The following is a 12,686-nucleotide window of genomic DNA, read 5'->3' as shown; positions in this document are numbered from 1 at the left end:
GGATTCTAGCGCAGCCTGCGCGGAAGCTGAACCTGACGAACGTATGCAAGGACTATATTGATGAACGACGCTACGTTGCGCCGTGCACCAGCAGCGCCGGTGAAAGTCGCTGAAAATCGGCTTGCAGATGCGCTGCAGCAGTGCGGTGATACGGATTTTTTAGTGGCAAATCACGGCTTTTTGCGTGCCTGCGGCAGGCCGCGTGGCGGTCGCTTACTGTTTGCTCACGGTGCAGGGGCCGGCACCGGCTCGCCCTTTATGCGTCAGTTTGTCGCAGCGCTGGCAGAGCATGACATACAGGTGCTGACCTTTGAGTTTGCCTACATGCAGCGCATCAGCGAAACCGGCAGGCGCCGCCCGCCGCCTCCGGCAGCCACCCTGGTTGCTGCGTTTGCTCGCTGGTATGAACTTATCGTATCCCAGGTGAAAGGGCCAGTCTGGCTGGGCGGCAAGTCCATGGGCGGTCGTATAGCCAGCCTGTTAGCCGCTCAGCGTGCGGTTGACGGTCTGGTTATCGCCGGCTATCCGTTTCATCCGCCGCGTAGCCCGGAAAAACAGCGTCTGGCGCATTGGCCCAGCGTGGATTGCCCGGCGCTGATACTGCAGGGAGAACGCGACCCCTTCGGCACCTATGCAGAAGTCATGACGTATTCCCTGCCGGCCAATGTGACGCTTAAATGGCTTCGCCAGGCCGATCACGACTTCGTGCCGCGCCAGGTAACAGGGCTGAGCCAGCAGAATTTGATTGACGAAGCAGCAAGATGTGCGGCATGCTTCGTCCGCGCTGAGGGCAGAGCCCGGTAAATGACAGCACGCGCTGCGCAGTTTTTCGAACCGATCGGCCCGGCAAAATGGGACCATCGTCGAAAAACGTCAAAGCGGCCGATAAGTGTTGACACGCAGCCGATACTCTGTAGAATGCAGCGCCACGTGATCGACGGGTGGTTAGCTCAGTTGGTAGAGCACCAGCCTTACAAGCTGGGGGTCACTGGTTCGAACCCAGTACCACCCACCACTCAAACGGCAAACGTTTGAATGATACGACACGCTGCAGCGGGGCATGCCCTGCTGTATAGAAAAGAAAAACACTGCAGTGTTTGTGTGGACCGGTAGTTCAGTTGGTTAGAATGCCGGCCTGTCACGCCGGAGGTCGCGAGTTCGAGTCTCGTCCGGTCCGCCACGCAGCAGACGTTTTGCCTTTTCATTCCGTACCCGAGTGGACCGGTAGTTCAGTTGGTTAGAATGCCGGCCTGTCACGCCGGAGGTCGCGAGTTCGAGTCTCGTCCGGTCCGCCACGGTAAGGAAACATACCTGTTAAACGTGGGTGGTTAGCTCAGTTGGTAGAGCACCAGCCTTACAAGCTGGGGGTCACTGGTTCGAACCCAGTACCACCCACCACGTTCAAGTTTGAAGTTTTATCGCACGTCTTCCCGTTCGCCTGTTGTAAACAGCGAGAGAGGCAAGCGCACAGCGTATACGCTTCAAACCGCTTATTAGCGGACCGGTAGTTCAGTTGGTTAGAATGCCGGCCTGTCACGCCGGAGGTCGCGAGTTCGAGTCTCGTCCGGTCCGCCATAAGCGCTTCCCCGCAGTTTCTCAGCAATGCTTCTTCGCAAGCGTTTTTATAGATCGCGATCTGGCTGACTTCTTGCCGGCCACCATCATCTTTCGTATCGCTTTGACAGCCAGTGCCGGTGCGCCGGAAATAGGCGTTGTCGCCTGTCGCCTGTCGCCTGTCGCCTGTGCCAACCGCTGTGTTCGGCAAGCGGCCCTGCGCCGATGTTTTTTCGACCCCGGAACAATGTCCGAGGTCTTTTATCCAGCCGGCTACAGGATCGAGGCGTCTTTTATGCCTGAGCATCCAGGGCGTGCACGCCTGCCTTGGCGATTACAACGTCCTGATCGGGCTTGACGCCGGAGACGCCCACTGCGCCTACTACGTGGTCGTTTACGATAATCGGAACGCCGCCGGATAGCAGCCCCTGGAGCGGGGCGCTGACAAAGGCCGTTCGCCCTTTGTTGATCATGTCTTCAAACACCTCGGTTTCCTTGCGGCCGACGGCGGCGTTGCGCGCTTTATGCGTGGCCGTATCGGCAGTGAAAGGGGCTGCGCCGTCAAGCCGGCGAAGTGCCAGCAGATGGCCGCCGTCATCGGTAACGGCCACGGTGATGTTCCAGCCTTGCCGGTCAGCTTCCTGCTGAGCGGCGTCCAGAACACGTGTAACGTCTGCCTGGGTTAGAATGGCTTTGGTTTGCATGATGAAGTCCTTGTATGGCGGGTGTGTGTTTATGGATGCGGTGTAAAAGTACGCAGGCGAGGGCACCGCACGGGGAACTGCCGACGCAAAAGCGTGTTGGCAACATGGCAAGGCTGCACGGAATGTGCAGCCTTGCAGTCGATGATAGACCGCTTCTTATACCAAGGTGTCGTCGACCACTTCAATCCAGTGGCGCACAGGGGTGCGACCGGCACCGGCCAGGTGAGTTTGGCAGCCGATATTGGCGGTCACGACGACGTCGGGATGGCCGGCCTCCAGCGCGTCCAGCTTGTTATCGCGCAGCTGGGTGGCAAGTTCAGGCTGGGTGATGGAGTAGGTGCCGGCTGAGCCGCAGCACAGATGGCCGTTTTGCACTGGAGTAAGCGCGAATCCCAGCTTTTGTAAAACGTCTTCCACCGCGCCGCCAAGCTGCTGGGCATGCTGAAGAGTGCAAGGGCACTGAAAGGCCAGGCGCTGGTCCGAGCGAACATCCAGCTTGTCAAGCGGCGCCTTACGCAGCACTTCCACGATATCCCGGGCCATGCTGCTGATGGTTTTTGCCCGGGTAGCGTAATCCGGGTCATCCTTGAGCATTTCGCCGTATTCCTTGACGAAGGCGCCGCATCCGCTGGCAGTTTGCACAATGGCTTCTGCGCCTTGCTCCACGTAGGGCCACCAGGCATCGATATTGGCGCGCATGCGCTCCCGGGCTTGCTCCTGAGCGCTGAGGTGAAAGTCGATGGCGCCGCAGCAGCCTGCTTCTGCTACCGGCGTCACGCTAATGCCCAGCCGGTCAAGCACTCTTGCCGTGGCGGCGTTTGTGTTGGGAGAGAGACCGGGCTGCACGCAGCCTTCCAGCAGCAGTACGCGCCGCGCGTGCCGATCCTCTGCCGGCCGTGAGCCGGCGTCCACGGGTGCCGCCGGCATTTTGTTGCGCAGCTTGCCGGGGACCAGCGGTGTAAATGTCTGCCCAAGGCGCAGCAGCGCTTTGAATCGGGCCGGGTTGACCAGCATCTTGCGCAGGCCGTAATCGCTTAGGCGCTTGCTTACCGAACGCGGGGCGCGGCGTTGAACTTCGGCGCGGCCAATGTTGAGCAGCTTGCCGTACTCCACGCCGGACGGGCACGTTGTCTCGCAGTTAAGACAGGTGAGGCAGCGGTCAAGGTGCGTCTGCGCCTTTTCGGCTGCTTGCGTGTCGTCATCGGCGCTTTCCAGCAGCTCTTTCATCAGATAGATACGCCCACGGGGCCCGTCGCGTTCGTCGCCAAGCAGCAAATACGTGGGGCAGGTGGCATTGCAAAACCCGCAGTGCACGCAGGCGCGCAGCACTTCATCGGCTTGTTGAATGTGGGGTTTCTGGCGATCGGCGTCGCTAAAGTGCGTTTGCATCGCGGCACTCCGGATTAAAAGGCGGCATAAAGACGACCAGGGTTGAAAATGCCTCGAGCATCCAGCTGTTCTTTCAGCCGGCGGTGGTATTTTTCCACTACCGGATTCAAGGGAGTAAAAGGCTCCTGAGCGCCCCCTGCGGCGGCGGGCGTATAGCAGGTGGCGTGGCCGCCGGCGGCCTGGCAGGCACGTCGCAGGGTGTCGCCGTCAAGCGTTGTTTTGATGAATCGCTGACAGCCGGCCCAGTCATAGAGTATCGAGTCCTGCGTGTCGCCAAGCGTCAACGGCGGCGTGTTGGGCGGAAGCGAAAGCCGCCACAGCGCCTGGCCGGAAGAGCATTGGAAGAAAGGATGGCGCAGGTCGCGTAGCGCTTCCCAGAAGCCGGCCTCCAGCGGCTCGCCGCCAAGTTCTTGACGGGTGGCCTCCACAGAGCTGTGCCCGCCTTCCAGGCGCAGGTACAGCGCGCCGTCGTGCCAGACTGCCGCAGTAATGGGCAGCGGTCGGCGCCCCAGCTCAGCCAGGCGCGCCAGTGCTTCATCGAGCGTTAGCGCCACGCGCAGGCTTGCGCGTGCCGGAGGCTGCGGCAGCACTTTAAGCGATATATCGGCAATAACGCCAAGGGTGCCCTGGGCACCGGTCATCAGCCGCGACATGTCGTAGCCGGCGACGTTTTTCATTACCTCACCGCCAAAACGCAGCAGCTCGCCGTGCTGGGTGATGACGCGCGTGCCCAGAACAAAGTCGCGTGTGGCGCCGGCCCAGGGGCGACGCGGTCCGGACATGCCGGTCGCTACGGCGCCACCGAGCGTGCTTTGCGGGCTGAAGCGCGGCGGCTCAAAGCCGAGCATCTGGCCGCTGTCATCAAGTACGGCTTCAAGCTCATCGAGCGGTGTGCCGGCACGTGCGGTGACGATCAATTCGACCGGATCGTAGTGCACGATGCCGCGATGCTCGGCAACGTGTAGCGGTGCGGCCTCTACCGGGCGGCCGTAAAAAGCACGGGTATCGCCGCCGACGATACGCAAGGGGGCTTGCTGCTGGTAGGCCTGTTTGACCTGCTCGCACAGCTGCGAGGCGATGTCGTGGTCGGGCGGTTGAATCTGGCTTTCTGTCATTGTCGGTCCTGCAGCGGTCAGAAGCGGGGAATGTCCGGATGGGCAAGCTCGTTGTTGTGGACGTGCATGGCGCCAAACTCGGCGCACCGGGCAAGCGTGGGAATATTCTTGCCCGGATTGAGCAGTCCCTGGGGATCAAAGGCCGCCTTGACGGCGTGAAACAGCGTAATTTCATCGCCGCCGAACTGGCTGCACATCTGGTTGATCTTTTCACGCCCAACGCCGTGTTCGCCGGTAATGGAACCGCCGGCGGCCACGCAGCGCTCAAGAATCTTGCCGCCGACTTCTTCGGCCAGCGCCAGCTCGCCTTCGCGGTTGGCATCAAACAGGATCAGAGGGTGCATATTGCCGTCACCGGCATGAAACACGTTGGCGATACGCAAACCGCTTTCCCGGGAGAGCGCTGCGATGTCGTTGAGCACTGCGGGCAGCTCGCGGCGGGGGATGGTGCCGTCCATGCAGTAATAGTCCGGCGAAAGCCGGCCCACGGCGGGAAAGGCGTTTTTACGTCCGGACCAGAAAACGGCGCGTTCGGCATCGTCGCGGGCCTGGCGAATATCCGTGGCGCCGGCTTTTTCCAGCACGTTGCGTACGGTATCGCAGTCGTCATCCACGTCGGCCTGCACGCCATCCAGCTCGCACAGCAAAATCGCTTCGGCATCCAGCGGGTAGCCGGCCTGAACGAAGTCCTCGGCGGCCTGGATGGCAAGCTTGTCCATCATTTCAAGCCCGCCGGGGATGATGCCGGCGGCGATGATGTTGCCAACGGCCTGGCCGGCTTTTTCAACGTCGTCAAAGCTTGCCATCAGCACTTTAGCCACTTCCGGCTTGGGCAAGAGCTTAACGGTGATTTCGGTGATCACGCCGAGCATGCCTTCCGAGCCGTTGAGCAGTGCGAGCAGATCAAAGCCCGGCGCGTCCAGCGCCTCCGCGCCCAGCGTCATGGGTTCGCCTTCAACGGTCAGGATATCGACGCGCATGACGTTGTTGACCGTCAGGCCATACTTCAAGCAGTGCACCCCGCCGGCGTTTTCAGCGACGTTACCGCCGATGGAGCAGGCAATCTGGGAGGACGGGTCCGGGGCGTAATAAAGCCCGTACGGTGCCGCCGCCTCGGAAATGGCCAGGTTGCGCACCCCCGGCTGCAGCCGGGCCGTACGCGCGTCGGGGTCAATGCTGAGGATATGCTGAAAGCGCGACATCACCAGCAGGATACCCCGCTCAAGGGGGAGCGCGCCGCCGGAAAGCCCGGTGCCGGCACCGCGCGTGACCACCGGTACGCCAAGGGCGTGGCAGCGTTTGAGCAGGGCCTGCACCTCATCCAGCGTTGCGGGCATTGCCACCAGCATGGGGGTTACCCGATAGGCTGCCAGGCCGTCGCACTCGAACGGCCGCAGGTCTTCTTCGCGGTGCAGCAGCGTAAGCGTGGGGATGTGCTGCTGCAGATCGCCTAGCACATCGGCTTTGGCAAACGTTGCCAGCGGCCCGTCGATGGCCTCGTCGTACAGAATACTCATGGCGCCTCCTGCCAATAAGCGATGGACCTAGCCGGCCAAAACCGTGCTGAGCGGATCGGCCAGACCCAGAAGATAAAGTCCTGCCATACCCAGTATGCCGGCGGCGATAATGTAGTAAAGCGTGGGCAGCAGGGTTTTGCGGATCGTTGTGCCTTCGCGGCCTAAAAGGCCTACGGTGGCGGATGCCGCGACGACGTTGTGGATGGCAATCATGTTGCCTGCCGCCGCACCAACGGCCTGCAGCGCCACCATGAATGCGGTGGAGACACCCAGCTGGCTTGCCACGTTGAACTGGAAGTCGGAAAGCATCAGGTTGGATACGGTGTTGGAGCCGGCAATAAAGGCGCCCAGCGCACCGACGGCAGGGGCAAAGAACGGGTAAACGTCGCCTACGCTTGCTGCCACGAACTGGGCCATGGCAACCGGCATGGAAACCAGATCAGCGCCGTTGACGCCGGAGTTGATCAAAATACGCACCATGGGGATGGTAAAGATCAGCACAAAGCCGGCGCCCAGAATGGTGCGCGATGAATCGCTGAACGCAGCGGTAAGCTCTTTGAGTTTCATGCGATGCAGCAGTGCTGTGACCAGCACCACCAACAGCAGAATGCCGCCGGGCAGGTACAGCGGCTGAATGCTGCCGCCAATGCCTTCGCCGAGAATGTCACTCCAGCCCAGGGCAAACTCTGTCAGCGCGTTTTTCAGCGGCGCAATAGTGCGTGATGCGACCAGAAAAACGGCCAGCAGTACGTAGGGCACCCAGCCCATCCAGGTGGAAATCGGAGCTTTGCCGGCGATGTCGTCCATCTTGAGCTCCAGCTTGCCAATCCAGTTGTCGGGCCAGCTCTCGGATGGCGGGAAATCCCAGGTGTCCCGGGGCAGCAAAAAGCCGCGCCGCGCCGCGGGAACCACAATGGCCAGGCCAACCATGGCGCCGATCATCGAGGGGAACTCAGGCCCCAGCACTACCCCGGCAATCATGTAGGGCACCACGAAGGCTGCGCCGGCAAAAAGAGCGAAAGGCGTAATCGAAAGCCCTTCTTTCCAGGAGCGGTTGGCGCCGAAAAAGCGCACCATGATGATCACCATGATCAGCGGCATCAGGATACCGACGATGCCGTGGATGATGGCGACTTCGCTGCTGATCAGGCGAAAGTACTCCATCCAGGTGGCATCTCCGGCCTGAAGCTGCTGGGTAATGCCCTCGCGGTCCAGGCCGCCCGTCACGCCCACTACGATAGGCGTGCCCACGGCCCCGAAGGAGACCGGCGTGGACTGAATCATCATGCCGACCACAACGGCGGCAAGCGCGGGAAAGCCCAGCGCAACCAGCAGCGGTGCTGCAACGGCGGCCGGTGTACCAAAGCCGGAAGCGCCTTCGATAAAGCAGCCAAACAGCCAGGCCACGATAATGGCTTGCACGCGCCGGTCAGGGCTGATGCCTGAAAACCCTTTACGAATAGCGGTAATGCCGCCGGAATGCTTGAGCGTATTCAGCAGCAAGATGGCGCCAAAAATAATCCACAGAATGGAAATCGTCAGTATCAGCCCTTGCAGCGTTGAGGCGGCAATGCGGCTTAGCGTCATGTCCCATGCTCTAGCCACCCGATCAGAGCGGTCACCACAAATACGATGGGCATGGCGACTTTGGCCGCCAGGCGAAAACCGATCAGCAGTGTACCGGCGAGCACCAGGGGCACAAATGCAAGAAGTGCAAGCGTGGTGTCAGTCATGTCAGGAAGGTCCCGTTATATTGATTTTATTCTGCTATGGGGGCAGATGTCGGTCTTTTTTCGTATCCATGAAGGTAAGAGAAAGAGGCGAAGAGTGGCAAGCGTTTCATCGCCGGTTAGACCAAGGGATATAGCGCAAGGCCGGGAAAAGACTTGCTTGAACGGACACTTCGGGTTGATTTTAAAGAGGTTTCATTGACCGCTGAGATACCTGAAGCCGCGAGCCGTTAGACCATTGGATGCTTGGCCATGCGGCGGCAGGGGATGAATCTAGCCGGTTGGGCGGCCTGAAGGCATCGCTCAAGCGGTGGGACGATTTCGATAAAATCGGCTTGCGCTTTCTGCCGGCAGCAGCAGAGAGCGTAGACTGGCGAAAAACGATGCTGAAAGCGCTATTAATACCGAGGCCGAAGGGGCTTTTTTGATGATTATTTCTTCTTCCCATGACTACCGCACAGCGGCCAAGCGCCGTTTGCCACCCTTTCTTTTTCACTACCTTGACGGCGGCGCTTACTCGGAACATACGCTTCGGCGCAACGTGGAAGACATTGCCGATGTGGCCCTGCGCCAGAGAGTGCTCAACGATATGTCCCAGCTCAGCCTGGAGACGCCGCTCTTTGACGAGACGCTCTCAATGCCGGTTGCGCTGTCCCCGGTCGGACTGGCCGGCATGTACGCTCGGCGAGGTGAAGTGCAGGCCGCCCGCGCGGCCGCAAGGAAGGGCGTTCCTTTCACACTCTCCACCGTATCCGTTTGTCCGATTGAAGAAGTGGCCCCGGCGATTGATCGACCCATGTGGTTTCAGCTGTATGTGCTCAAGGATCGCGGCTTTATGCGTAATGCGCTTGAGCGGGCCAAAGCGGCCGGGGTGACAACGCTGGTGTTTACGGTGGATATGCCGGTACCGGGGGCCCGCTATCGCGATGCCCACTCGGGGATGAGCGGCCCGAATGCGGCGGCGCGGCGAATGCTTCAGGCCATGGCGCACCCTGGCTGGGCCTGGGACGTGGGGATTAAGGGAAAGCCGCATGATCTGGGCAACATATCGGCCTATCGCGGCCACCCGACAGGGCTTGAGGATTACATTGGCTGGCTGGGGAAAAACTTTGATCCGTCGATTTGCTGGAAAGACCTTGAGTGGATTCGCGAGTTCTGGGACGGCCCGATGGTGATCAAGGGCATTCTCGACCCTGCCGATGCCCGAGATGCCGTCGCCTTCGGCGCGGACGGCATTGTGGTTTCCAACCATGGCGGGCGCCAGCTCGACGGCACGCCTTCCACCGCGCGCGCTCTGCCGGCAATTGCCGAGGCGGTGCAGGGGGAAATTAAAGTGATTGCCGACTCCGGCGTGCGTTCAGGCCTTGACGTGGTGCGTATGCTTGCGCTCGGCGCCGACTGCGTCATGCTGGGGCGCTCTTATATCTATGCGCTTGCGTCCGGCGGTGAGGCCGGCGTATACAATCTGCTCGACCTCATCGAAAAGGAGATGCGGGTCGCCATGGTGCTGACGGGGGCAAGCTCGGTCAGCCAGATTGATACGGATCTGCTGGTCGGCGCCTCTACGCTGGGTTGATAAGCAAGGCGGCGACCGGCATATCGCCGCCGAAGACCATGGCGCTGGCAGCAGATGCCATCTTCTGGCGTGCGGCCGCTCGGCCGCGCGCTCCACGTCCTACCTGAAAGCGAGTGTGTTATGTCCCAACGTGACTATCCGCGTGACCTGATCGGCTACGGCAACAATCCGCCCCAGGCCAACTGGCCGGGCAACGCCAAGATTGCCGTGCAGTTTGTGCTCAACTACGAAGAGGGCGCGGAAAACAGCGTGCTCCACGGCGATGAAGGCTCCGAGCAGTTTCTCTCCGAAATGATCGGCGCGCCGTCGTTTCCCGATCGCCACCTGAGCATGGAGTCCATCTACGAATACGGTTCGCGCGCAGGCGTTTGGCGCATTCTCAACGAGTTCAAGAAGCGCGACCTGCCGCTGACCGTATTCGGCGTGGCCATGGCGCTGGAGCGCCACCCCGAAGTGGCCCGGGCGTTCAAGGATCTGGGCCACGAGGTGGCATGCCACGGCTATCGCTGGATTCATTACCAGCAAGTGCCGGAAAGCGTCGAGCGCGAGCACATGAAAAAAGCCATGGAAATCTTCCAGCGGCTTTACGGCGAGAAGCCCGAGGGGTGGTATACCGGCCGCGATAGCCCCAACACGCGCCGCCTTGTGCTGGATGAGGGCAGCTTTTTGTACGACAGCGACTACTACGGCGATGACCTGCCGTTCTGGACGCGCAAGGCCGACAGCCAGGGCCGGGAGCACGATCATCTGATTGTGCCCTACACGCTTGACACCAACGACATGCGCTTTGCCTCCCCCGGCGGCTTCAACACCGCAGAGCATTTCTTTACCTACCTGCGCGATGCGTTTGACGTTCTCTACGCCGAAGGCGAACACGCGCCGAAAATGCTCTCGGTGGGCATGCACTGCCGGATGCTGGGTCGCCCCGGGCGTTTCCGCGCGCTGCAGCGCTTTTTGGACTACATCGAGTCCCACGACCGGGTCTGGGTCGCACGCCGCGTGGATATCGCGCGCCACTGGGCCAGAGAGCACCCCGCTCCCGGGCGCTGATCGCCGCCACAACCGTTAATCAGGAGCCGACATGAGCCATACCTATTACGCCCCCCGCGGCGGCCATCCCCCGCAGTCACAGATGACGGCTGACCGCGCCGTCTTCAAACAAGCCTACGCGCTGATTCCCAAGGGCGTGATGCAGGACATCGTCACCAGCCACCTGCCGTTCTGGAGCGACACGCGTCTGTGGGTGTTGGCGCGCCCGCTGAGCGGCTTCGCCGAGACGTTTTCCCAGTACATCATGGAAGTTCAGCCCGGCGGCGGCAGTGACAAACCCGAGCCCGAGCCCAACGCCGAAGGGGTTTTGTTCGTGGTGGAAGGCGAAATGACGCTGACCCTGCAAGGCGAGAAGCACACCATGACGCCGGGCGGCTATGCCTTCATTCCGCCGGGGAGTGACTGGCAGCTGCGCAACGAAGCCGACGCGCCGGTACGCTTCCACTGGATTCGCAAGGCCTACGAATTCGTCGACGGTATCGACGTGCCGGAAGCGTTTGTGACCAACGAAAACGACATCCAGCCGACGGCCATGCCGGACACCGACGGCCGCTGGGCCACCACGCGCTTCGTCGACCCGACCGATATTCGTCACGACATGCACGTCACCATTGTGACGTTCCAACCGGGCGGGGTGATTCCGTTCGACGAAACCCACATCATGGAGCACGGCCTGTACGTGCTGGAAGGCAAGGCGCTTTATCATCTCAACCAGGACTGGGTGGAAGTGGAAGCCGGTGATTTCATGTGGCTGCGCGCCTTCTGCCCCCAGGCCTGCTACGCCGGCGGCTCCGGGCCGTTTCGCTACCTGCTGTACAAAGACGTCAACCGCCACCCCAAGCTCAAGATCAATGCCCTGTAAGGCGCAACGACAAGGAGAGACCATGCTGGAACTTGTTGCACAGCCGCTGACGGCCGAAGCCTTTGCGCCGTTCGGTGACGTGATCGACACCCGCACCTCGAACTCGTTTGCCATCAACGCAGGGCTGACCCAGCGCCACCACGATCTGGCGAAGGTCGAGACGCTGGGCGACAACGCCCACCCGCTGATCAGCATCTTCGTCAGCCAGCCGATCACCACGCCGCTGGAGCTTACGTTCCTCGAGCGCCACCCCCAGGGCAGCCAGGCGTTCATGCCGCTGCACGAAGAGCGCTTTATCGTGGTGGTCGCTCCGGCCGGCGAGACCGTTGATCCGGCCGAGGTGCGCGCGTTCGTCACCGACGGCCGTCAGGGCGTGAACTACCGCGCCGGCGTCTGGCACGCGATTCAATCCGTGCTGGAGCGTGAGGGCGAATTTCTGGTGGTAGACCGTGGCGGCGACGGCAACAACTGCGATGAGTATCCGTTGGATCTGCGCATTACGCACAAAGACGACGGAAAACCCCGGGAGAAACAGCCATGACGCTCACCCGCCGGCGCTTGCTGGGCGCCTCGCTTGCGCTGCCCGCCGCCTTTTTTCTGCCGTCTTCTTGGCTGCGGGCCGAAACGCCGGCAGTAACGGATCGCCATACGGCGGTGATTCATACGAAAAACGGACCGCAGCGGCTGGAAGTTGAGATCGCGGACACGCCGGCTCGACGCGAGCGGGGGCTGATGGGCCGCCGGCAGCTTGGCGAGGGGCACGGCATGCTGTTTGTGTACGGGCAAACTCAGCCGGGGAGCAGCGGCTTTTGGATGTATCGCACTTTGATTGCGCTGGATATTGCCTTTATCGACGGCGACGGGCGCATTGTCAGCCTGCAGACCATGCCGCCCTGTGCCTCGGCGAATGCGCCACAGTGTCCGGTGTATGCGCCGGGCGCGCCGTATCAGGCAGCGCTTGAGGTGAACGCCGGCTATTTTGCTCGCCACGGTATGACAATAGGCGACTGCGTTTCGGCAGCGGCGCTTTCCGGGCAGTGCCGGGCGGGATAAGCTCGGCGCTGGCCGCGCATTGCTACAGCACTTGTAACTATTTAGCTCATGCCGCCTGATCCAGCTCGTCCTCTCGCATGAAGGCAGGCACCTCACCGGCAAACAGTTGCTCCAGCGCCGTGTGCGCCGCCAGGCC

At 61.4% G+C, this 12,686-nt stretch carries 10 protein-coding genes, 5 tRNA genes and 1 pseudogene; 11 read left to right on the top strand and 5 right to left on the bottom strand.

What is annotated here, in order from left to right; genetic code table 11:
• The first annotated feature begins 99 nt into the window (after positions 1-99).
• The 6 genes from ABD654_RS08195 (at position 100) to ABD654_RS08170 (ending at position 1,575) form a co-directional block, all read left to right on the top strand.
• Entirely contained in the window at positions 100-804 is a 705-nt protein-coding gene (locus ABD654_RS08195) for an alpha/beta fold hydrolase (RefSeq protein WP_425552746.1), read from the top strand.
• Between the two features lie 135 nt (positions 805-939).
• Positions 940-1,015 (top strand) — tRNA-Val (locus tag ABD654_RS08190).
• Between the two features lie 88 nt (positions 1,016-1,103).
• Positions 1,104-1,180: transfer RNA gene (locus ABD654_RS08185), tRNA-Asp, on the top strand.
• Between the two features lie 38 nt (positions 1,181-1,218).
• Positions 1,219-1,295, top strand: a tRNA-Asp gene (locus tag ABD654_RS08180).
• A 27-nt stretch (positions 1,296-1,322) separates the two neighbouring features.
• Positions 1,323-1,398, top strand: a tRNA-Val gene (locus ABD654_RS08175).
• Positions 1,399-1,498: 100 nt separating this feature from the next.
• Positions 1,499-1,575 (top strand) — tRNA-Asp (locus tag ABD654_RS08170).
• A gap of 272 nt (positions 1,576-1,847) precedes the next feature.
• Here ABD654_RS08170 and ABD654_RS08165 read toward each other — a convergent pair.
• From ABD654_RS08165 to ABD654_RS08145, 5 genes and pseudogenes are all read right to left on the bottom strand, one after another.
• A complete protein-coding gene (locus ABD654_RS08165; RefSeq protein WP_344704101.1) occupies positions 1,848-2,258 on the bottom strand; it encodes a heme-binding protein in 411 nt (136 codons plus the stop codon).
• Between the two features lie 156 nt (positions 2,259-2,414).
• Complete coding sequence (gene glcF / locus ABD654_RS08160) at positions 2,415-3,647, bottom strand: glycolate oxidase subunit GlcF (protein ID WP_344704099.1); 1,233 nt, start codon at positions 3,645-3,647, stop codon at positions 2,415-2,417.
• Between the two features lie 14 nt (positions 3,648-3,661).
• Positions 3,662-4,762, bottom strand: a complete 1,101-nt coding sequence (gene glcE, locus ABD654_RS08155) for a glycolate oxidase subunit GlcE (RefSeq protein WP_344704097.1) — start codon at positions 4,760-4,762, stop codon at positions 3,662-3,664.
• A 17-nt stretch (positions 4,763-4,779) separates the two neighbouring features.
• Positions 4,780-6,279, bottom strand: a complete 1,500-nt coding sequence (glcD, locus tag ABD654_RS08150; protein ID WP_344704095.1) for a glycolate oxidase subunit GlcD — start codon at positions 6,277-6,279, stop codon at positions 4,780-4,782.
• Between the two features lie 27 nt (positions 6,280-6,306).
• A pseudogene (locus ABD654_RS08145) lies at positions 6,307-8,012 on the bottom strand (L-lactate permease).
• 424 nt (positions 8,013-8,436) lie between these two features.
• On the opposite strand from ABD654_RS08145, the gene lldD reads away from it, so the two are divergent.
• The 5 genes from lldD to ABD654_RS08120 all read left to right on the top strand — a co-directional run bounded on the left by lldD (position 8,437) and on the right by ABD654_RS08120 (position 12,550).
• Complete coding sequence (lldD, locus tag ABD654_RS08140) at positions 8,437-9,585, top strand: FMN-dependent L-lactate dehydrogenase LldD (protein ID WP_344704093.1); 1,149 nt, start codon at positions 8,437-8,439, stop codon at positions 9,583-9,585.
• 120 nt (positions 9,586-9,705) lie between these two features.
• Positions 9,706-10,635, top strand: coding sequence for an allantoinase PuuE (gene puuE / locus ABD654_RS08135; protein WP_344704091.1), 930 nt, complete (start codon positions 9,706-9,708; stop codon positions 10,633-10,635).
• A 31-nt stretch (positions 10,636-10,666) separates the two neighbouring features.
• Complete coding sequence (locus ABD654_RS08130; protein ID WP_344704089.1) at positions 10,667-11,497, top strand: bifunctional allantoicase/(S)-ureidoglycine aminohydrolase; 831 nt, start codon at positions 10,667-10,669, stop codon at positions 11,495-11,497.
• Positions 11,498-11,519: 22 nt separating this feature from the next.
• Positions 11,520-12,038 (top strand): ureidoglycolate lyase, encoded by a 519-nt coding sequence (locus ABD654_RS08125; RefSeq protein WP_344704087.1) that lies wholly within the window; start codon positions 11,520-11,522, stop codon positions 12,036-12,038.
• Entirely contained in the window at positions 12,035-12,550 is a 516-nt protein-coding gene (locus tag ABD654_RS08120; RefSeq protein WP_344704085.1) for a DUF192 domain-containing protein, read from the top strand. Before ABD654_RS08125 ends, ABD654_RS08120 begins: the two co-directional genes overlap by 4 nt.
• Positions 12,551-12,686: the final 136 nt, after the last annotated feature.

Source organism: Halomonas cibimaris (assembly GCF_039537045.1).
Lineage (GTDB): Bacteria > Pseudomonadota > Gammaproteobacteria > Pseudomonadales > Halomonadaceae > Vreelandella > Vreelandella cibimaris.
Note: the sequence above shows the minus strand (reverse complement) of the source record. Positions and strands in the feature narration are given on the sequence as shown.